Origin of the sequence: Paenibacillus guangzhouensis, from assembly GCF_009363075.1 — a bacterium.
GTDB classification, from domain to species: domain Bacteria; phylum Bacillota; class Bacilli; order Paenibacillales; family Paenibacillaceae; genus Paenibacillus_K; species Paenibacillus_K guangzhouensis.
This window is the reverse complement of sequence record NZ_CP045293.1, coordinates 158,677-180,567: the sequence shown is the minus strand read 5'-3', so window position 1 is coordinate 180,567 and position 21,891 is coordinate 158,677. Positions and strand designations below refer to the sequence as shown.

At 48.5% G+C, this 21,891-nt stretch carries 19 protein-coding genes; 5 read left to right on the top strand and 14 right to left on the bottom strand.

Features of this window, described 5'->3' with window-relative positions:
• Window positions 1-3 precede the first annotated feature (3 nt).
• A complete protein-coding gene (locus tag GCU39_RS00830) occupies window positions 4-660 on the bottom strand; it encodes a response regulator transcription factor (protein ID WP_152391760.1) in 657 nt (218 codons plus the stop codon).
• A 201-nt stretch (window positions 661-861) separates the two neighbouring features.
• On the opposite strand from GCU39_RS00830, the gene GCU39_RS00825 reads away from it, so the two are divergent.
• Window positions 862-1,725, top strand: coding sequence for an ABC transporter ATP-binding protein (locus GCU39_RS00825; RefSeq protein WP_152391759.1), 864 nt, complete (start codon window positions 862-864; stop codon window positions 1,723-1,725).
• A 208-nt stretch (window positions 1,726-1,933) separates the two neighbouring features.
• Window positions 1,934-3,148 (top strand): MFS transporter, encoded by a 1,215-nt coding sequence (locus GCU39_RS00820; protein ID WP_227793399.1) that lies wholly within the window; start codon window positions 1,934-1,936, stop codon window positions 3,146-3,148.
• Between the two features lie 15 nt (window positions 3,149-3,163).
• Here GCU39_RS00820 and crcB (GCU39_RS00815) read toward each other — a convergent pair whose 3' ends face one another.
• The gene (crcB, locus tag GCU39_RS00815) at window positions 3,164-3,526 is read right to left on the bottom strand and encodes a fluoride efflux transporter CrcB (protein ID WP_152391757.1); all 363 of its coding nucleotides are present in this window, start codon (window positions 3,524-3,526) and stop codon (window positions 3,164-3,166) included.
• Window positions 3,527-3,928: a fluoride efflux transporter CrcB gene (gene crcB / locus GCU39_RS00810; RefSeq protein ID WP_152391756.1), complete on the bottom strand. Its 402-nt coding sequence runs from the start codon at window positions 3,926-3,928 to the stop codon at window positions 3,527-3,529.
• 203 nt (window positions 3,929-4,131) lie between these two features.
• Between crcB (GCU39_RS00810) and GCU39_RS00805 the strand changes: the two genes are divergently transcribed.
• A complete protein-coding gene (locus GCU39_RS00805; protein ID WP_152391755.1) occupies window positions 4,132-4,569 on the top strand; it encodes an ROK family protein in 438 nt (145 codons plus the stop codon).
• A gap of 190 nt (window positions 4,570-4,759) precedes the next feature.
• Window positions 4,760-5,668, top strand: coding sequence for an ROK family protein (locus GCU39_RS00800; RefSeq protein ID WP_152391754.1), 909 nt, complete (start codon window positions 4,760-4,762; stop codon window positions 5,666-5,668).
• 82 nt (window positions 5,669-5,750) lie between these two features.
• On the opposite strand, the gene GCU39_RS00795 is transcribed toward GCU39_RS00800, so the two are convergent.
• The 9 genes from GCU39_RS00795 to GCU39_RS00760 form a co-directional block, all read right to left on the bottom strand.
• A complete protein-coding gene (locus GCU39_RS00795) occupies window positions 5,751-7,079 on the bottom strand; it encodes a hemolysin family protein (protein ID WP_152391753.1) in 1,329 nt (442 codons plus the stop codon).
• Between the two features lie 144 nt (window positions 7,080-7,223).
• Complete coding sequence (locus GCU39_RS00790) at window positions 7,224-8,537, bottom strand: replication-associated recombination protein A (RefSeq protein WP_152397029.1); 1,314 nt, start codon at window positions 8,535-8,537, stop codon at window positions 7,224-7,226.
• 121 nt (window positions 8,538-8,658) lie between these two features.
• Window positions 8,659-9,675: a ketoacyl-ACP synthase III gene (locus GCU39_RS00785; RefSeq protein ID WP_152391752.1), complete on the bottom strand. Its 1,017-nt coding sequence runs from the start codon at window positions 9,673-9,675 to the stop codon at window positions 8,659-8,661.
• 243 nt (window positions 9,676-9,918) lie between these two features.
• Entirely contained in the window at window positions 9,919-10,674 is a 756-nt protein-coding gene (locus GCU39_RS00780; protein WP_152391751.1) for a tRNA threonylcarbamoyladenosine dehydratase, read from the bottom strand.
• A 17-nt stretch (window positions 10,675-10,691) separates the two neighbouring features.
• The gene (gene aspS, locus GCU39_RS00775) at window positions 10,692-12,473 is read right to left on the bottom strand and encodes an aspartate--tRNA ligase (protein ID WP_152397028.1); all 1,782 of its coding nucleotides are present in this window, start codon (window positions 12,471-12,473) and stop codon (window positions 10,692-10,694) included.
• 64 nt (window positions 12,474-12,537) lie between these two features.
• A complete protein-coding gene (gene hisS / locus GCU39_RS00770; protein WP_152391750.1) occupies window positions 12,538-13,782 on the bottom strand; it encodes a histidine--tRNA ligase in 1,245 nt (414 codons plus the stop codon).
• Window positions 13,783-14,359: 577 nt separating this feature from the next.
• Window positions 14,360-14,512, bottom strand: coding sequence for a hypothetical protein (locus tag GCU39_RS31290; RefSeq protein ID WP_193726715.1), 153 nt, complete (start codon window positions 14,510-14,512; stop codon window positions 14,360-14,362).
• 87 nt (window positions 14,513-14,599) lie between these two features.
• Complete coding sequence (gene dtd, locus GCU39_RS00765; RefSeq protein ID WP_152391749.1) at window positions 14,600-15,046, bottom strand: D-aminoacyl-tRNA deacylase; 447 nt, start codon at window positions 15,044-15,046, stop codon at window positions 14,600-14,602.
• Window positions 15,047-15,062: 16 nt separating this feature from the next.
• Window positions 15,063-17,246 carry a RelA/SpoT family protein gene (locus tag GCU39_RS00760; protein ID WP_152391748.1) on the bottom strand — a complete coding sequence of 728 codons (2,184 nt, stop codon included), beginning with the start codon at window positions 17,244-17,246 and terminating at the stop codon, window positions 15,063-15,065.
• A 313-nt stretch (window positions 17,247-17,559) separates the two neighbouring features.
• On the opposite strand from GCU39_RS00760, the gene uraA reads away from it, so the two are divergent.
• Entirely contained in the window at window positions 17,560-18,831 is a 1,272-nt protein-coding gene (uraA, locus tag GCU39_RS00755) for a uracil permease (RefSeq protein WP_152391747.1), read from the top strand.
• Between the two features lie 82 nt (window positions 18,832-18,913).
• Here the strand turns inward: uraA and GCU39_RS00750 are convergent, their stop codons facing one another.
• The gene (locus GCU39_RS00750) at window positions 18,914-19,426 is read right to left on the bottom strand and encodes an adenine phosphoribosyltransferase (protein WP_152391746.1); all 513 of its coding nucleotides are present in this window, start codon (window positions 19,424-19,426) and stop codon (window positions 18,914-18,916) included.
• Between the two features lie 27 nt (window positions 19,427-19,453).
• A complete protein-coding gene (recJ, locus tag GCU39_RS00745) occupies window positions 19,454-21,889 on the bottom strand; it encodes a single-stranded-DNA-specific exonuclease RecJ (RefSeq protein WP_152391745.1) in 2,436 nt (811 codons plus the stop codon).
• Between the last annotated feature and the right edge of the window lie 2 nt (window positions 21,890-21,891).

The following is a 21,891-nucleotide window of genomic DNA, read 5'->3' as shown; positions in this document are numbered from 1 at the left end:
GGCTCAATCCTCCAGCCGATAGCCGATTTTGTAAATGGTCTTAATCTGATCCTGTAGCTGAAGCTTCTTACGCACTGACTTGATGTGCATGTCCACCGTTCGAGTCTCGCCGTAATAATCGCTGCCCCATACTTTATCGAGGAACTGCTCTCTAGAGAGGGCAATATTCTTATTCTTCAACAACACCACTAGCAAATCATATTCCTTTGGCGTTAGCTCAACGGTCTCCCCATGCAGCGTTACTTCCCGTTTGTCCAGGTCGACTCGGACGTGCTGTATCATGACCACCTGTTCTTCTTTGCCATATCTGCGCAGCACCGTCTCAATGCGAGCTAACAGCTCAATCGCTTCAAAAGGCTTGACCATGTAATCATCGGCCCCAAGCTTAAGTCCGTTCACCTTGTCATAGACCGAATTTTTGGCTGTCAGGAAAATAACCGGAATGCCATAAGATTTTATTTGTTCCATGAATTCGAACCCATCCATCTTAGGAATCATGACATCCAGCAGGATGAGGTCGAACTTTTCTTGCTTCACCGCTGCAAGCGCCGCTAACCCATCGTATACCTCGACGGTCTCATAATGGACTAACATAAGATTCATTTTAATAATTTTGGAAATATGAATATCGTCTTCCACGATCAGTATTTTTCGGGGCATCCTATTAACTCCTTATATTTCGATATGAATGCATCTTATTAGATTCTATCGTCACCCTTCCCCAAGGTCAAAAATTGTACAAAATTGAATTTTATAAAAACTATTGACAATGATTTTGAGAATCATTATCATTTAACTAAATCAAAGGATAACTTCTAACATTTAACATACAAATGCTTCGGATAAAGAAGGGGTAGTGAAATGGAACGTTTATTTACGGAGAAGCTGAATATTGCTTATGATAACCGCCTCATCGTCGAGGATTTAAACCTTGTTATTCCCGAAGGTAAAATTACAGCGCTTGTCGGTGCGAATGGTTCTGGGAAATCGACCATTCTGAAGACAATGGCCCGCATCATGAAGCCGCAGAAAGGCACGGTCATCCTCGATGGACGTTCCTTGCACCGCCAATCGACACGCGAGGTTGCAAAGCAGCTTGCCATTCTGCCGCAGAACCCTACAGCACCGGACGGTCTTACCGTCAGCGAGCTCGTCTCCTACGGCCGCTTCCCGCATCAGAAGGGATTCGGCAGCTTAAATAAAGAAGATCTAGCGATGATTGAATGGGCCCTCCAAGTAACAGGTATGAGTGCTTTTAGTCAACATCCCGTGGATCAATTATCCGGCGGTCAACGTCAACGCGCATGGATCGCGATGGCGCTCGCGCAAGGCACAGATCTACTGTTCCTCGATGAGCCTACAACTTTCCTCGATATGGCGCACCAATTGGAAGTTCTGAAGCTGCTCGAACAGCTCAATCAAGCCGAACAGCGCACCATCGTCATGGTCGTGCACGACTTGAACCATGCTTCCCGCTTCGCCCAACACATGGTCGCGATTAAGAGCGGGAAAGTCGTAAGCTCGGGTTCGCCGACCGAAGTGATCACACCGGATGTCATGCGTGATGTGTTCGGCATCGAAGCGGATATCGTACCCGATCCAAGAACGGGTCTGCCGCTCTGTCTACCTTACGAATTAGCAGGTACACCTTACAGTAGTTCCTCCAGCCGACCATCGGCTGGGGCGAAGCAAGCTCCGCTCCAATCGATGGCTGCTGCTCAATAACATACAGAATGAACCACGGTTTACATCTGTTCAACCCTCACTAGTAAAAGCCCTATGGGGTAAAATCATACAGTGCGATTCGCTAATTTGTATGATTTTGCTCACTAGGGCTTTTTCTTGTCTATGCTCTATGATATGTTGTTATATATTTCAAGATTGACTTAAGAGACAGGTGATCATCATGAAGCTTTCACTTCACTTCAATAAAATGTCAGAATTACCCCGCGAGGTTTGGGTTTTTGTAACAGCCAGCTTTGTTAATTCCTTAGGCAGCGCGTTTATGTGGCCCTTAACATCGCTCTACATCTATTCCTTCTTCCATCGCTCCGCAGCGGATGCTGGCCTCGTGCTGCTCGGACAAGCGCTTGCGAGCATTGCGGGGCAACTAGTCGGCGGTACGTTGTTCCATCGCGTGGGTATGCGCGCCTTAGTCGTCAGCGCACTATTCATGACATCCTTATTCCTATTTTCATTAATGTTCACAGATCATTTCCATATCTACGCCCTGCTCATGGCGTGTGTAGGCTTCTTCAATGCAATTAGCATGCCAGCCATTGCCGCATTTATCGGCTTCCGCTGGGCGGACCGTCGACGCGAAATGTACAATATCGCTTACGTGGGCAATAATCTGGGCGTTGCGATCGGTACGGCATGCAGCGGCATAATCGCAAGCTTTTCTTACCAGCTCACATTCGTCTTGAATGGTGTAACCTCTCTTTTGTTCGCGACGTTCTTCTGGGTATTCATGAGCAAGATGGATTTAAATATCGCATCGACCGATCACACCAAAGGGCAGAAGAAATCCAAATCTTCGTTCCGAGAAACTTGGCGATTACTATCGGCGTATCCGATTTATCTCTTCATGTCTCTAGGAGCTCTATTCATTATGTTCGGTAATTCAATCTGGGGAACAGGCATATCCACCCTCCTGAACAGTATCGGAATGAAACCTATCGCCTTCAGTATTCTCTGGACACTGAACGGCGTTCTAATCTTTGTCGGTCAACCGTTCGTGCGCTGGCTCAATGACCGGTTTATGAAGCAGCTCACTTCGCAGCTGACAGGAAGCGCAATATTCTATATGGCAGGCTTCCTCATGATTCTCTTGAACCATAGTTATCCGATGATTGTCCTGGCAATGATAACAATAACGATCGGTGAGATGTTAATCTCTCCGACGGTTCCTGCCTTCATCAGTGAACGCACAGGATCCCATGCCCCGTTCTATCTCGGTGTAGAAGGCGCCATTAGCAGCTTAGGCCGATTATTTGGGCCTTATGCCATCGGCTTTATGTATGATGCAGGAGGTATCCATTACGCCGCTTGGATAGCTGTGGCAGGCGGTGTCCTTGCCGTCATCTGCTGCATGATTCATGCTTCCTTCCACCGAGAAGAGAGAGCGAACCTACACGTGAAAATGTAACAATCGTCGACACCCCTAGGTGTTAAAGATCAGAAATCCTGCACCCGCAACTACAATGCTAATCACAACGGAACTGATCACATAGATAATCGCCTGTGCTGTTCGCTTACGCTCCAGTAATCGGATGGTCTCAACACCAAATGTCGAAAATGTCGTGTATGCGCCGCAGAAGCCGATTCCAAAGAAAGCATAGAGCATCTCTGATATCTCGTGCTGCCCGTGAAATGCAGCGAGGCAGCCGAGAATAAACGAGCCGCTAACATTAATGACAAATGTGCCAAACGGATAAGAGGAGGAAGTCCGTGAGGTGACCCAGGTCCCTAGCATAAAACGGCTAATGCTCCCCAGGACTCCACCCACGCCAATGATCCATAACATCTATACATCACTCCTCCCCGCTGCATTGGCGTCTCGTACAGCGGCTAGTTTGACTCCAAGATAGGCCAGCAACAATCCACCTATGACACTACTTAAAATATATACTATTGCCGTTAACCATCGCCCTTGATCCAGCAGGCCGAACGTCTCCACAGCAAACGTCGAGAATGTCGTAAACGCCCCCGTCAGACCTGTGCCAAGCGCGAGCGTCCATATGGGCGGAATGTGCAGCGTCTTTCCCGCCGCCGTAAGAAGCCATCCGAGGAATAGACATCCACTCCAGTTAATGACGAGAATTCCCCACGGGAAGCCATCTACAGGAGGGACCCATTCACTTAATCCATAACGAAGCAGGGCACCTACAAACCCACCCGCACCAACTGCCAAAATTTTGTACATCATTACAGCCATCACCTTTTTTCAGAAAACGATATATTGCTATTTAACCACACCTTTCCATAAAAACAACAATTCGCCCTCAGGTGTCGAAAGTGTTAACAAAAAATTCATAAATCCTGCGCAAGAGAAATACCATTTGGCCCATGAACATGGTATCGTAACTGTATGCGCAATCATCATTGCAGCTCTCATGAGGAGGTTTCACAATGAACCGATATACCATCGTATTTGATGTCGGTGGAACAGAGATTAGAAGCGCTATCGTCTCAGAATCGGGGAACGTTTTAGAGAAGACCGCCAGAGTATATCCGGCGTATTCGAATCAAAGCAGACATTTTCTCTTGGATTATCTCTATGAACTGATTAAGAAGCAAGCTGCAACAATTTCTGGGTCCGATCTCATTACAGGAATCGGATATGTATTTCCTGGCCCCTGTGATCTTGACAGAGGGATTAGCTACATACGGGAGCATAAGAAGTTCGAATCGCTCTACGGTGTAAGCATCATCGACGCGATGAGAGATCGCCTTGTAGCAGATACGCGCCTAATGCCACGCATGGCAGCGGATTATCGCATTTTCTTCGATCAAGATACGAATTGGGCTAGTCTACAACCTCGTGAGCTTATGCACGTCGGTGGATAACAGATAATTAGAATGAGTCCCAACACATAAATTACGCCCATGGTTGCTCCTTGCAGCCATGGGCGATTCTATTGCCGCGAATGTCCGCTTCGCTGCTAGAAGTGGTTTTTGCCTACGAATTTTAGTATGATGTACAGGGGAGCACGGCTCCCGAACGTCACAACGAAGACCTAACAAGGATGTGTAACCTATGAATCCCTTCACAATCGTATTCGATGTCGGCGGCACGGCGATCAAAGCGGCTGTCACGACGTCCCAAGGCGAAGTCATTGAATCTACTGTTGAAACGTATCCCTCACACTCAGACCAGAGCAAAGCGTTTATTCTCGACCATTTCTACGACCTTATTTGCAAGCAAGCAGCCAAAATCACCGATCCGAACCAGACATTCGCAGGCGTAGGGTACGCTTATCCAGGCCCTTGTGATTATGAGCATGGCATCAGCTTAATTCAAGGGTTGCAGAAATTCGACGCTCTATACGGCGTGAGCATCTTGGATGCCATGCGTGAACGCATCGATGCCGACCTGGCATTGCGCAGCCGAATGATTCCGGACTATCGCATCATCTTCGATAACGATGCACGCCTATTTGCCGTAGGCCAGTTATTCATCGGACCTGCCAATAAATCCGATCGCGCTATCTGCATCACGATTGGGACAGGCACGGGATCTGCTTTTATTGATCAAGGCGTGGCACTTAAAAATAAAGAGATCTACGACCGTCCTTTCCGAGACAGCATCATTGATGATTATATCTCCAAACGCGGGGTATTACGCATTGCCGCTGAACTAGGACTTCCTGCAAGCCTCGATGTCAAAGACATTGCCGATGCGGCACGAGATCAACACGACGAACAAGCTATTGCCGTATTCAAGCAGTTCGGAGAGATGTTCGGCGAAGTACTGAAGCCATTCATGACCGAGTTCAATCCGAAGCTTGTCATTATCGGTGGCCAGATTGCGAAGGCATCCGATCTGTTCCTGCCTTATACGAGACAAGCGATGCAAGATCAGACACCTGAGTTCCACACGGTGATGCAAAGCTCGCACAGTACGTTTGCAGGTATTTCTGCACTCATTCAAGGTTTTAGTGAATAAATCACCCCAGCATTGATAAATAAATGAAAGAAGGAGCCAATCCGCATAGTGCAGATGGCTCCTTTTGTTATTATTTATTCGATTATACTGCTTCCAGAGCATCTTCCTCTGACGCGTCTCGTACGACCTTACGGAGCGTAATCCGAGAGACACGCAGGTTATCCGTCTCTTCAACAATGAAATCATAATCTTCGTGCGAAATCGATAAGCCCTTCTTCGGTGGAATCTCGATTTGAGCATACAGCCATCCGCCGATGGTATCATAGTCGACCGTCTCAATCTCGAGACCGAACTTATCATTGACCTCATCAATTAACAGAAGACCATCAAGTGAGTAAGTTGACTCATCCTTCTTCTCAATCGCAGGGCGCTCTTCATCGAACTCATCCTGAATCTCGCCGACGATCTCTTCCATAATATCCTCCAAGGTAACAAGACCCGAAGTACCGCCATATTCATCGATCAAGATCGCAATTTGCGTCTTGTTCTTCTGCATCAGCTTCAACAATGCACTGATCTGCATCGATTCTGGAACGGATGTAATCGAGCGAATCATCGAACGATAATCTTGCAGCTCTTCCGATTTGAGCAAATCTTTAATATGAATAAATCCGATAATATGGTCTTTGTCTTGCTCACAGATCGGGTAGCGCGTACGCATTTCTTCAAGTGCAATCGCTCTGTTCTCTTCATACGACAGATGTGTGTATAGACAGATCATCTCGGTCCGAGGAATCATAATCTCACGCGCAGTCGTCTCCGCAAATTCAAATATATTATCTACTAGCGTCATCTCCGTATTATCGATCAGACCGCTTCGGTTACTTTCCTTCATCAAGATACGAATTTCTTCTTCCGTATGCGCAGAATCATGCTCCGATGCCGGTGCGATTCCGAACAGACGAAGCAAATTGTTCGCCAGCCCATTCAGCACCCAGATAAACGGATACATGATCTTGTGGAAGAACATAAGGAACGGTGCAGCCCACAACGTGACATTCTCCGACTTCCGAATTGCCATCGTCTTCGGCGCAAGCTCACCTAACACGATGTGTAGAACCGTAATCAATAGAAACGCAATAATGATAGAAACCGTATGAATAAGGACTTCACTAAACCCTAATGCTTCAAACACCGGTTTGAGCAATTGTGCAATCGCTGGTTCTCCCAGCCAACCTAATCCTAGTGATGCGAGTGTAATTCCCAACTGACAAGCTGATAAATAGGCATCCAAATTATTAACGATGCTCTGTGCGAACTTCGCATTCTTGCTTCCTTCCTGCACGAGAGTATCAATTCTGCTCCCCCGCACTTTCACCATCGCGAATTCCGCCGCGACGAAGAAACCATTCAAAAATACGAGCACGGCCACAAAAAATAAATTTAACAGACTCGGTAAAGGGTCATCCATTCATTCCCTATTCTCCTTTGCAAAATCCTGCTTCTTCAGCGCTAAAGGCGAATAGGTACACCTCCTTCAGATATGAAAATCATATATTAATATTGTATTATACAGATGAATGGCTTTGTCCGTCAAATGAAGGAAAATTTTCGGCTACGATTTTGGTTGTCTACGCAGCTGTTGATTATGCTTGATTTTCTCCTCCATGCCTTGTTCTGAAGCCATATAGAAGACGCGATTCCGAATGTTCTTAGGTAAATAATCCTGGACGACATAATGTCCTGGATAATCATGCGGATACTTGTACCCTTGATGCCCAAGCTTCTCCGCTCCCTTGTAATGCGTGTCTCGCAGATGAAGCGGCACTTCCGCGGACTTGATCTCTTCCATCGCTTCCATCGCCCGATAGATTGCGAGAGGAATCGCGTTCGATTTCGGGCTCTCAACGGCGAACAGGATTGCCTGAGAAATGATATATTTCGATTCCGGCCAGCCGATCTTATGATACGCATCCAGTGCGCTCGTCGCTTGAACGAGCGCTTGCGGATTGGCGAGGCCAATGTCTTCGCTGCACGCGACGGTCAGACGCCGGATGAACGTCATCGGATCCATGCCGAGCTTCTCGACGGCATAGAGGAACCAGAACAACGCGGCATCGCTCGATCCGCGAATGCTCTTGTGGAACGCCGACAAGACGTCGTACTGCGTCGACTCGTCTGCGCGAACCGTCGGGCGGCGGATGGACTCCTCCGCCACCTCGAGCGTGATGCGGACGCTGCCGTCCGCATCCGGCGGCGTCGTCAGAGCCGCCAGCTCCAGCGCATTCAGCGCACGGCGAATGTCCCCATTCGCCATGCTGGCGATATGCGCCAGCGCCTCTTCGTCGGCGCTGAGCTGCATGAAGCCGAGGCCCTTGTCCGGGTCGGACAGGGCACGGCGCATCGCGTGCAGCGAGTGCACCTGCGTCAGCGGCTGCAGCTGGAACAGCGTCGAGCGACTGAGCAGTGCCCCGTTCACATAGTGGAACGGGTTCTCCGTCGTCGCTCCGATGAACACGATGATGCCCTGCTCTACCGCTGGCAGCAACGCATCCTGTCGCGAGCTGTTGAATCGGTGCACCTCGTCCAAGAATAGAATCGTCTTGGTCCCATACATCATTTTATTCTGCTTGGCTTGTTCTATGACTTCCCGTACATCCTTTACAGACGCATCGACTGCGTTCAGACGCACGAACGAACCTTTGGTCTGCTGCGAAATAATATGCGCGAGCGTCGTCTTCCCGCATCCAGGCGGCCCATAGAGCAGAATTGAGCTGACTTGGTCAGCCTCAATCGCCCTTCTGAGCAATTTGCCAGGTCCAACAATATGTTCTTGCCCGATGTATTCATCTAGCGACTGCGGCCGCAAACGATCCGCGAGCAGACGCTGTTGTGGTTCTGATTGTTCTTGATAAGAGAATAAATCCATCGCCTCATCCCAACCCTTACTTGTTCTGCATTCTGATGCTAACATTTGTTCTTATATCATAACACAAAACAACCCCACACGTTAAAATCGGTGAGGTTGGCTTTGGGGTACGGCGGCAAACTTACATCCACCGTAGCATTAATCCAGTATACGTGAGACCGCCGCCGAAGCCGAACAATAACATATTATCGCCAGGCTTCACTATGCCTTGTTGAACTCCCAAATGAATGGCTAGCGGAATCGATGCCGCCGATGTATTGCCATAGTATTCTAAGCTGTAGAGCGCCTTCTCGATCGGAATGCCGGTCTTCTCGCAGATGGATTCGATAATTCGCAGATTCGCGCTATGCGGTACGAACCAATCGATCTGGTCCGTGGTTCCGCCCGTTTGCTCCAACAGGGCTGCAATCCCTTTCGGTACCGTACTAACGGCGAAGCGGTAGACCTCCCGACCGTTCTGTACGATTTTCCCGTCTCCGACAAGCTCAGTGCCGTGCAGCTCTGTACGCGTTCCGGAACGATAGACATGCTTCCCGCCTGTCCCGTCTGTCCCCATCGTGACCGCTTGAAATGCGCCGTTCCCCATATCTTGCTCCACCATGACCACACCCGCGCCATCGCCGAAAAGAATGCAAGTCGTACGATCCGTGTAATCCGTCACACGCGTTAATGCATCTGCGCCAAATACGAGAATCTTCCGATGCAAGCCAGCGCTAATCAAGCCATTCGCGAGATGCAGACCATAGGCGAACCCTGCGCAGGTCGCATTGATGTCAAGCGATCCCGTACTCTCAATCCCGAATCGCGCTTGAATGATTGCTGCTACCGAAGGAAAAGGAACATCCGGCGTATTCGTCGCTACCAGAATCATATCGACATCGGCTACGTCAACCGGATAATTCGCAAGCATATCCTCGACAGCCCGTATGCACATATCGCTCGTGAATTCGCCTTCGCTGACGGCACGTCGCTCACGAATTCCTGTACGCTGCACAATCCACTCATCGCTGGTATCCACCATCCGCTCCATATCTGCATTTGTAATCTGACGCTCAGGCACATAAGCACCAATCGCTGTAATTCGTGCATGCGAAGTTAATTCGATATGGCTATCGTTCAATACGTTTGAAGCTGTCATGTTCAAGTCCTCCTTCAGTCGTTTTAGCACTAGATATTAGTATCTGGTACTAAATTAATAGATATCATAACATAACTCCTTATGGAAGGCTAGAGGGGATTATCTATTATGAGTATTGTTACCGTACGCACCCACCCGTAAGCTGTACCTATCTTCGACTGAAATAATGTCACGGCATCCATCGAACATAAAAAAATAACCTGTCTCAGCCAACTTGGCCAAGAACAGGTTATTTGTCATTTTTTATTCTTCTGTATTCAACGTAGCAAGCAAGTCGCGAACGGCTACACTTGTCATGATGAGCCCCACCGTTGGCGGCACAAAAGCGTTGCTCGCTGGCGGCATTTGCGCTTTGCGAATATCAGGCGCATTCTCCGGTACGATTCGCTGAGTAACATCTTCGCGTGGCTTCAGCGGCTCTTCCGTCGAGAAGACCACTTGAACGCCTTTCTTAATACCTTCTTTGCGAAGCTTCTGACGAATCACACGTGCGATCGGGTCCATCGACGTCTTCGAAATATCCGCGACTTGGAATTTCGTCGGATCCATCTTATTCGCTGCGCCCATACTCGAAATAACTGGAATCCCGCGCGTAAGACACTGTTTGATCAGATGAATCTTATAGATAATCGTATCCGATGCATCTAGTACATAATCGAGCGGATATTGGAACAGCTGCTCATAAGTCTCTTCCGTGTAGAACATGTTCAACGCGATGACATCGCAATCCGGATTAATGAGCTTAATCCGGTCGCGCATCAGATCGGCCTTCTTCTGTCCAACCGTCGTTGTTAATGCATGAATCTGGCGATTAATGTTCGTAATGTCGACGACATCTTTATCGATGAGAATGATCCGGCCAACCCCTGTGCGCGCGAGCGCCTCTGCTGCGATCGAGCCGACGCCGCCGATCCCGAGGACAGCGACGGTACTTCTCTTCATTTTGTCCAGACCATCCGGACCAATCGCCAGTTCCGTTCTCGAAAACTGATGAAGCATAATACTGATTGCCTCCCCTAGCCGATCACTGCTTCAGCTGCTTTTTGGGACAGCTTAATGTGCAATTGATCAAGTTGTGCAATATCAACCGGTGATGGCGCATTGTTGAGCAAATCTGTTGCACTAGCCGTTTTCGGGAATGCGATCGTCTCACGCAGGTTCGTGCGGCCTGTGAGCAGCATCACCAAACGGTCAAAGCCGAATGCAATACCGCCGTGTGGAGGCGTTCCGTATTCGAATGCATCCAGCAGGTAGCCAAATTGCTCTTTCGCCAATTCTGGCGTGAAGCCAAGGGCTTTGAACATTTTCTCCTGCACATCACGTTTGAAGATACGCATCGAACCGCCACCGACTTCATAACCGTTCAAGACGATATCGTAAGCTTGCGCGCGAATTTGGCCTGGGTCTGTATCAAAGTAATGCAAGTCATCATCGTTCGGACGCGTGAACGGATGGTGTTCAGCAACATAACGTTTCGCTTCTTCGTCGTATCCGAGAAGTGGGAAATCAACAACCCATGCGAATTTGTACTCATTATCGTTAATCAAGCCGAGCTGGCGGCCGATTTTGAGACGAAGGTTACCAAGAACGTCCGCAACCACTTTTTTGTTGTCTGCGGAGAACAAGAGCAAGTCGCCTTCCTCTGCGCCTGTACGTTCTTTGATCGCTGCAATTTCATCTTCCGTGAAGAACTTGACGATAGGTCCTTTGAACTCGCCGTCTTTCACTTGAATCCAAGCCAGACCCTTCGCGCCATAACGCGCTGCATAAGGTCCAAGGTCGTCGATTTCTTTACGGCTCCAAGTTCCGCAACCTTTCGCGTTCAAGCATTTTACTTCGCCACCCTTCTCAATAACGGAAGCGAATACTTTAACGCCGCAGTTCGCGACGATATCGTTCATCTCAATCAATTCCATGCCAAAACGAAGATCCGGTTTGTCCGAACCGTATTTACCCATCGCATCCGCATACGTAATACGCTGGAATGGCGTTGGGATATCCACGTTGATTGTTTCCTTGAACAAGCGCACCATAAGCTGTTCCATCATGCCGAGCAATTGATCGCGGGACATGAAAGAAGTCTCAATGTCGACTTGCGTAAATTCCGGCTGACGGTCTGCACGCAGATCCTCGTCGCGGAAGCACCGTGCGATTTGATAGTAACGCTCGATGCCGCTGACCATAAGCAACTGCTTGAAAATTTGCGGCGATTGCGGTAATGCGAAGAATTCGCCTGGGTGAACGCGGCTTGGTACGAGATAGTCACGCGCGCCTTCTGGCGAGCTCTTCGTCAAGATCGGCGTCTCCACGTCGATAAAGCCTTGCTCATCTAAGAAGTCGCGGAAAATTTTCGCTGCCTTCGAACGAAGCAATAACGTTCTTTGCATTTCTGGACGACGAAGGTCGAGGTAACGATATTTCAAGCGAAGGGACTCATCGATTTCGATGCCGTCTTCGATGAAGAACGGTGGGTTCTTCGCTGCGTTTAGAATTTCGATTTCCGTGATTTGCACTTCGACTTCACCTGTTGGCAAGTTCGGGTTCACCGTCTCCGCGTCACGTTCCACGACTTTACCGGATACGGCAAGTACGAACTCGTTACGCGCACGGTCGCCGACTTTCAGCGCGTCGCCGGAGAAGTCTGGGTTAAATACGATTTGTACGATCCCGCTCCGATCGCGAAGATCAATAAAGAGTACGCCTCCAAGGTCGCGGCGGCGCTGTACCCAGCCGTTGAGCGTTACCGTCTCGCCGACGTTGGCTTTGGTCAATGTTCCACAGTTATGCGTTTTTAGCATCATTTTCGTTCTACCCCTTTGGTTATATTAACTTGCATGGATTCCATTTCGTGAAAAGTTAACTTTAGATAATTTCTTGGGCAAGGTTCGCGAGTGGCACCATCTTCTGCTCCCCTGTAGCCATCGACTTCAGTGCAATTTCCCCGCGGGACAATTCGTCCTCTCCCAAGATCGCGGTATAACGCGCCTGCATGCGGTCGGCTGATTTCATTTGCGCCTTCATTTTACGACCTTGGTAGTCTTTTTCTGCTGAAATACCTTGTGTCCGTAGAAGATGCAGCTGCTTGGTCACTTCATCCTCTGCTTGCTCGCCAAGTGCAATGAGATACACGTCGAGTGGCTTCGGCTGCGGAATGGCAATGCCCTGCTTCTCCAAAATCAATGCGATACGCTCGAGCCCGATACCAAATCCAACACCAGGTTGATCCGGACCGCCAATACCTGCTACCAAGCCATTGTAACGCCCACCGCCGCCGATCGTATCGATCGCGCCGATGCCTTGTGCTTTATACTCAAACGCAGTATGCGTATAATAGTCAAGCCCCCGTACAAGACGGTGATTAATAGTGTACTCTACGCCCATCGCCGTTAAATGCTGCTTCACTTTCTCGAAGTGTGTCGCACATTCTTCGTCTAAGCTGTCTAGAATCGAAGGTGCATCTGTGAAGTACTGCTGATCCACTTTGCAGTCGAGCACGCGGAGCGGATTACGATCGATGCGGGACTGACAATCCTTACAGAGTTTGTCCCGAAGCGGATTCAAGAATTGAAGCAATGTATCGCGATAAGCTGCGCGAACAGCCGGATTCCCGATCGAATTGATCTCAACCTTCACGCCTTGAAGTCCAATTTCACGGCAGAACTGATAGCCGAAAGCCACGACTTCCGCATCAATGCTCGGATCAACTGCACCGAAGGCTTCGATCCCGAACTGGTGGAATTGGCGTTGACGACCTGCTTGCGGACGCTCATAACGGAACATGGGTCCGATATAATACAATTTGCATGTATCCGGCTCCCCATAGAGCTTATTCTCTACATAGGAGCGCACTACGCCTGCTGTACCTTCCGGACGAAGCGTCATGCTGCGGTCGCCTTTGTCTCGGAACGTATACATTTCTTTCTCAACGACATCCGTCGTCTCCCCTACACCACGTTCGAACAGTTCGGTCTGTTCAAAGATCGGTGTACGGATCTCCTTGTAGTTGAATCTGCGGCTCATATCACGTGCCGTCTCCTCAATAAAATGCCAGTTCTCTACATTCCCTGGCAGAATATCCTGTGTGCCTGTAGGCTTCTGAAATGCCATGTCCATTCCCTCCGACTATATAACTTCAATAAAAAAATCCCCCACCCCTGTTATCAGAACAGGGACGAGAGATTGTGTTCACATTCACCCGTGGTACCACCCACATTTCGAGCCTTCATCGTACGATGGCGTACAGAATGAATAATGCTCGCTTTACGGTTAACGCCCGTGACACGCAAATCGATTACTGTGACAGCTTCTTACATGAAGCAGGATCGGTTCACCGTTTGTTCTCAGGGAGGTCTATTCGTTCATCCATCATAAGGACCCTTCCAGCCTGGGGATCCCTCTCTGACTATGTGGGGTGAAGTACTTTATCCCTTCAACGAATCAAAGATTCATAAACTTATTATATGATTGTAGCGAGTTAACAGGGGAAAGTCAAGAATTGGTTGTGATCTTAGGCTTAAATTCTGTATGAAGACAGAAAAAAACCTACAAAATCGATTGTAGGTCCAAAAGTTATATTAAAAAGGGGGTCATGTTTGTAGTATAGACTGGCAATATTATCGGAGTGTTTAAATTATATTACAGTTATATTACAAAAAATAAAGCGCTTCATTTCCCCGTTTCCATTCTAATCGCGATTCCGTTTGGTAGGACTCATCATCTCGGAAGCGAATTCGTTCCCGCTACGACTCACACCCATTCGCATCGTCTCATGCATATCATTGCCAAGGATTCGAGCATCTGCTCGTCGCATGGCTAATTCTTTCTTCGATAACCGCAAGGTTGAATCGCTCCTTCACGTAGACTCAGTTCTTAACCCTAGTCTTCCCGATCGGAGCTGTATTAATCCTTCTGCGTTAATCATGCCTCACGCTTGCTTCGAATCCACGATCAAGGTTACCGGGCCCGAATTCGTAAAGACGACGTCCATCATCGCCCCGAATCGCCCCGTCTCAACGACCAAGCCTAACTCGCGTAATCTCGCATTGAAAAGCTCATATAATTGTTCTGCCTGTTCCGGCCGCGCCGCGGCCATGAAGTTCGGGCGTTTTCCTTTACGAACATCACCGTATAAAGTGAACTGGGAGACGGATAGAATTTGTCCGCCTACATCGACGACCGAGAAGTTCATTTTCTCCTGCTCATCTTCGAAGATACGCAATCCGGCAATTTTATCAGCTGCATACCGAACATCTTGCTCTGTATCTTCATGGGTAATGCCGACAAGCAGCATTAATCCGTGCTCAATCTGACCGATGGTCTCGCCCGAGACGATAACGCTCGCTGCTTTACATCGTTGTACGACGACTTTCATGGTTCGTATTGCCCCTTTATTGCATCATCCGATGAACGGAATACACATCTCTGACACGCTTAATTTTGTCGACCACCGATTGCAAGTGATCATTGTTCCGAATGAGGATCGTCATATGAATGAGCGACATCTTATTCTTATCTGAACGGCCAGACACCGCCGAGATATTTGTCTTGCTCTCCGATACAGCCTGAAGCACCTCATTCAACATGCCGCGGCGATCCAGTCCTGTAATCTCGATATCCACACTATAGTTCGCTTCAACCGTCTGTTCCCACTCGACCTCAATGACACGCGCTGCTTCATCAGCGTCATCATCCTTCGGAATGTTCGTACAATCCGTCCGGTGAACAGACACCCCGCGTCCACGCGTAATATAACCGATAATGTCATCACCAGGAATCGGATTGCAGCAGCGTGCGAACCGTACGAGCAGATTATCGATCCCTTTGACCCGTACGCCGTTCGTCGGACGCGATTTCCGCTCCGGCGCCGCCGTCTTCACTTCCCGCACTTCGTTCGTTAGTTCGATCAAGCTAGCTTCTTCTGCTTCCTTACGCATTTTCTCCGTCAGTCTTGTGCAGATTTGAGCCGCCGTTATGCCGCTGAACCCAATAGCCGATAACATATCTTCTACATCGTTGAAGGTGAATTTCTTCGCGACTTCGAGCAATTTATCGTCCGTCAACCAAGCGGAAGGCTCTAGCGCAAGGCGCTTAAGCTCGCGCTCGAGCAATTCGCGGCCTTTCTCCACATTCTCTTCACGACGCTCTTTTTTGAACCATTGCTTAATTTTGCTGCGTGCATGCGAGGATTGCGCAATTTTGACCCAGTCCTGACTCGGACCGTAGGAATGCTTCGATGTCAGAATTTCGACGATATCGCCCGTCTTCAATTTGTGCTCAAGCGGCACGATCCGACCATTGACCTTCGCACCGATCGTCCGATTCCCGACTTCAGTATGAATGCGATAAGCAAAATCCAGTGGAACGGATCCTGCAGGCAATTCGATCACTTCGCCTTTTGGCGTAAAAACAAACACAAGATCCGAAAAGAAGTCCATTTTGAGTGATTCCATGAACTCTGACGCATCTTTGGTCTCTTGCTGGAGCTCTAGTATTTCGCGGAACCAATTCATTTTGTCCTCGAAATTCCCAGCAGGCACGACACTTCCCTCTTTGTATGCCCAGTGGGCTGCGATACCGAACTCAGACGTACGATGCATCTCCCATGTACGGATCTGCACCTCTGTTGGTTCACCGTTCGGCCCGATCACCGTGGTATGCAAAGATTGATACATGTTTGCTTTGGGCATGGCGATATAATCTTTGAATCTGCCAGGCATCGGCTTCCACAGCGTATGGATGATCCCAAGTGTCGCATAACAATCTTTAATATTATCGACAATGATCCGAATCGCGAGCAGATCATAGATCTCATTGAACTGCTTGTTCTTCGTCGTCATTTTCTTGTACACACTGTAAATATGCTTAGGGCGTCCGGACAAATCCGCTTCGATCCCCATCTCATCCAGCTTCTCTTTAATTCGTCCAATGACATTATCAATATACTGTTCCCGCTCAACACGCTTCTTCTGTACGAGATTCGCAATCCGGTAGTATTGCTGTGGGTTCAAGTACCTGAGGGCAATGTCCTCCATCTCCCATTTGATAGCGGAAATACCAAGCCGGTGTGCGATGGGACAGAAAATCTCCAGCGTTTCATAGGCGATACGTCGTTGGCTTTCTTCCGATTGGTATTTCAACGTTCGCATGTTATGCAGTCGGTCTGCAAGCTTAATAACGATAACGCGAATATCCTGCGCCATCGCTACGAACATTTTTCGATAATTCTCGTTCTGTTGTTCCTCTTTGGATCGGAACTGAATCTTCTCGAGTTTGGTTAGGCCATCCACGAGCAAAGCGCAAGTATTGCCGAACTTCTCTCGAATGGTATCCAAGGAGACCGATGTGTCTTCAACTACATCATGCAATAGCGCTGCAATAATGGATGTCGTATCCATCTGCATATTAACCACAATATCAGCAACCGCAAGGGGGTGAAGAATATAAGGTTCTCCCGATTTGCGCACCTGATTAATATGGGCCTTCTCAGCAAAATCGTAGGCTTCCTGTATACGCTGCAAGTCCTGTGGTTTGATATATGCGGATGCCTTCTCAAGTAACTTTTCAATGCCCATCTGCTCCGTTCCAATTCCTCTCTACATAGAATGCGGTTCAATCCGACCATTAACTGTGTTTTTATCATTATGCCCTTCTAGGCTAGCTTCGTCAACTATTCTCCATTTGGTTTGTCTATTTGTGCACATTTTTGTTGAAATTCTCGGGAAATCTAAGTAAGATAGTACAGGTTTTATATTTATAGGGGTCGTTCAACTAGATCATCTTTTGATCACGAAGTGTTACATAGAGCGAAATCAACATCGAAGATTACCATCTTCTCGGTGTGAAAAGCTGACTTTTTGAACACACATTTATAGAGGAGTGATTTTGTTGTCACAAAGAGAAATTCAAGTCCATGAAAGACCTCCGCTCGGCAAAGGCGCAATCCTGAGTATTCAGCATTTGTTCGCCATGTTCGGGTCGACCGTTCTCGTTCCGAACTTGTTCGGTATTGATCCAGGTATTGTTCTGCTGATGAACGGGATCGGGACACTGCTCTATTTATTCTTATGTAAAATGCAAATCCCCGCGTACCTCGGCTCCAGCTTTGCATTTATTTCTCCGATCGGTGTTGTGCTCGCGATGAAAGGCGGCAACGGCTATGCCGATGCGCTAGGCGGATTCATTATCACGGGGGTTATCTTCTGTCTCGTCGCTCTACTCATCAAGGTTGCAGGGACAAATTGGATTCATGTGCTCTTCCCTCCAGCAGCGATGGGGGCGATCGTAGCGGTTATCGGTCTTGAACTTGTTCCAGTTGCAGCGAGTATGTCTGGCCTTATCGGTTCTGGTGCAGAATGGACACCCGATTCCAAGGTTATTACGGTATCCCTTGTCACGCTTGGCGTAACGATTATTGGGAATGTGATGTTCCGCGGTTTCTTCAAAATCATTCCGATTCTGATCGGGATTATCGTAGGATATGCAGTTGCAGCGATGGTAGGCATTGTGAACTGGGATACCGTTACGGAGGCAAGTATCTTCTCCTTCCCGCACATTACAACACCGACATTCAACTGGACAGCGATCATCACAATCATCCCTGCGGCCCTCGTCGTTATCGTGGAGCACGTCGGACACTTGATGGTAACCAGCAACATTGTCGGCAAGGACCTATCGAAAGACCCAGGGCTTCACCGCTCCCTGCTTGGTAACGGGATTTCCACCATTATCTCCGGGTTCGTAGGATCTACACCAAATACAACATACGGCGAAAATATCGGCGTTATGGCGTTAACCAAAGTATATTCCACCTTCGTCATTGCAGGTGCAGCGATTTTCGCGATTCTCATGTCCTTCTTCGGTAAATTCTCTGCGCTGATCTCGAGTATTCCTGTACCGGTTATGGGCGGCGTTTCACTTATGCTCTTCGGTGTCATCGCAGCATCGGGTCTGCGTATCTTGGTCGAATCCAAAGTCGACTTCGGCAAACCGACGAACTTATTGCTTACGACACTTGTTATCGTCATCGGAATCAGCGGCGCGAAATTGACGATCGGTCATGTTGAACTCAAAGGGATGGCGCTTGCGACGATCGTGGCGATCTTCCTCAGCTTGTTCTTCACGATCATCGAGAAAATCGGCTGGTCGAACGAAAAATAAATCCATAGCCACCTAACATAAAAAGAGCTGGTCGTAACGCGTACGTTACACCAGCTCTTTCTTATACGATGTGTTTCGATGATTAGTAAGTCAGCAATGAAATGACGTCAATGTTCTCAAGTCTATCCCGACCGTTCAATTCCGCCAGCTCAATCAAGAATGCAGCTCCTACAACTTCGCCACCCAGTTGTTGAACGAGATTCACGGACGTGCAGATTGTACCGCCTGTTGCAAGCAGGTCATCCGCGATAAGAACCTTCTGACCCGGCTTAATGGCATCTTTGTGCATCGCTAATTTATCTGAACCATACTCAAGGTCATAACCGACTTCAATTGTCTCTCCCGGTAATTTGCCGCTCTTACGAATCGGCACGAACCCTACTCCAAACGCATAAGCAAGCGGAGCACCTACGACAAATCCGCGTGCTTCTGGTCCTGCGATAAGATCGATTTCTTTATCCTTGATCAATTCTTTCATGGCATTGATCGCTTCGCGGTATGCTTCACCGTTCTTAAGAAGGGTCGTAATATCCTTAAAGCTAATCCCTGGTTGCGGAAAATCCTCAATAACACGAATCTGTTGTTTGAAATCCATTTATCTATCTCTCCTCTAGTTCACTACTTACAAGTATTGGCGCCCGAATCGTCTAGCGAGCTGCGAGGCCGATACGGCTAATAATTGCTCTTCTACAGCAGACTTACGTTCAAGATCGCGATAAGCTTGTGCCGTGGTCAAGTCAGCTTTTTGCGGCTGCTCGACAATGACGACGCGTCCCGACACTTCTTGAATGAAACCAAGCTCCGTGAATACCTCCATCACATGCTGCAGCGTTCGATCCGAGAGTCCTGTTCGCTGCTTCATCCCTCGAATAAAGGCATTTCCCGATTCACTAGCAGACCATGACCGTTCTCTCATCATATCCACATAGACACGTTTAAATTCCTCTCTTGAAGGAACACGCAAGCAATCTTCCGCTGGCAGGTTATCGTAGAGGACATAAATGCGTTCCAGCCTGGCAGCATACTGAAGGATCGCGTCGACGACAGTCACTTCCTCAGGCAATTCGATGAGGTACAACGATTGTAGATCCGCCACCTCGAAATGCTGCTGCTTCGATATGCTCGAAATTGGTCTTAATCCAACCTCTTGATCATATACCAGACACGTAAATGTATCCGTATCAAACGGAGGCTCATCCCATTGTCTCCAGTAAGCGTCGCTTGCAACAATACCATGTTGCTTCGGTCCGTAGATTGAGAATCGACCCGCTTGTTCCCACGCCACATGCGTCTTCTCAATATATTGCTGCGGATTACGTGTCCCGCGACCATCATAACATTGCACATGCGGAACCGCTAAATCTTGTACAAGCAGCTGCGCTTTCCTGCGGCCGTTCCATTCATTGATCTGAAGTTCTCCCACGAGATCAAGTACAGCTTCATCATTCATGAGACCCGCGAGCGGACCATTCCGGAAGGAAATCGCATCAAGCTCCAACCGACCCTCCGCAAGCGTCAATTTGAGATGCTGCTTCTCCTGGCCGATTTGTCTTGACTCCTTCAGCCGAAGCCCACGCATCTTCACGCGAGGCGCTGGATTCGCCATACCGAACGGAGCGAGCTCCTCCAGTGATTCAATGAATGCAACGGTCGCTTCAGACAATTTGCATTCAAGATCTATCTCAATAGAAGCCATTTCATGTTCCGCCGTGATACAGCGTTCAGCAAGCGAGATCATCCGCGCTTCGAATGCAGCAAGATGATCCCGCTCCATTGTAAGGCCTGCAGCGGCTTCGTGTCCACCATAATGATCTAATAATTCAGAACATTCTGTTAACGCTTCATACAAATTAAATCCTTCGATTGAACGAGCGGATCCTTTGCACATCCCCGTCTCAGCATCTATCCCCAGAATCAACGTCGGACGGTAATAACGTTCGAGAATTTTGGAAGCAACAATCCCGATAACGCCAACGTTCCAGCCTTCTCCTGCAAGGACGATGACTTTAGGCAATGCGCCATCCTGGGAGCTCGCCATCTTCAGTTCCAGCTGCTGGACCGCTTCGACAGTAATTTCCTCCACTAAATCCTGCCTTGCTCGGTTCAATGCATCGAGATGCACCGCTAACTGCTTGGCTTGTCCAGGATCTCGGGTCGTCAGGAGCTCTACTGCCTGCATGGCATGCTCCAATCGACCACTCGCATTGATCCGAGGTGCCATCGCAAACGCGACTTGCGTTGAACCGATCTGAGGCAGCTTCATGTCAGCTGTCTCGAATAATGCGCGCACGCCTAAATTGGTCGAACGACGCATACGTTCAAGGCCGTAGCGTACAAGAATCCGATTCTCCCCGTTTAATGGCATTAAATCTGCGATCGTCCCCAGCGTAACGAATTCCAATAATTCTTCTGGAACTCTACCGAGTAGTGCATGTGCCAACTTGAAGGCAACGCCAACGCCCGCTAATCCTTTGAACGGATAGGGGCAATCATGTATTTTGGGATTGACAAGCGCGACCGCATTCGGCAATATTTCCGGCGGCTCATGATGATCTGTAACAACCACATCAATTCCCAATTGATTCGCATACGCAATTTGATCGACGGCACTAATCCCCGTATCCACCGTCACAATCAACTGGACACCATGCTCCGCTGCATGATCCATGGCAGGGATATTCATACCGTATCCTTCCGTCATTCGATGCGGGATATACGTATCGAAATTTGCACCAAGCGCACGGAACAATTCAATCATTAAGGATGTACTCGATACCCCATCTGCATCATAGTCCCCATAAATGCGAATCTTCTCTCCTTGCTCGAGCGCTCGCTCGATTCGTTCGACAGCAGCAGTCATTCCTTTTAATAAGAACGGGTCGTGCAAATCTGTCAATGATCCACGCAGGAACATTTCCACTTGTTCGACGGTATCGATTCCTCGAACAATGAGCAGCTGCGCGATGAACGAAGACACACCTGTCTCTTCCGCCAATCGTTGCACCTGTTCCGGCTGTGGATTTTCTTTGAGCAACCACTTCATTTTGGAATGAAGCATTG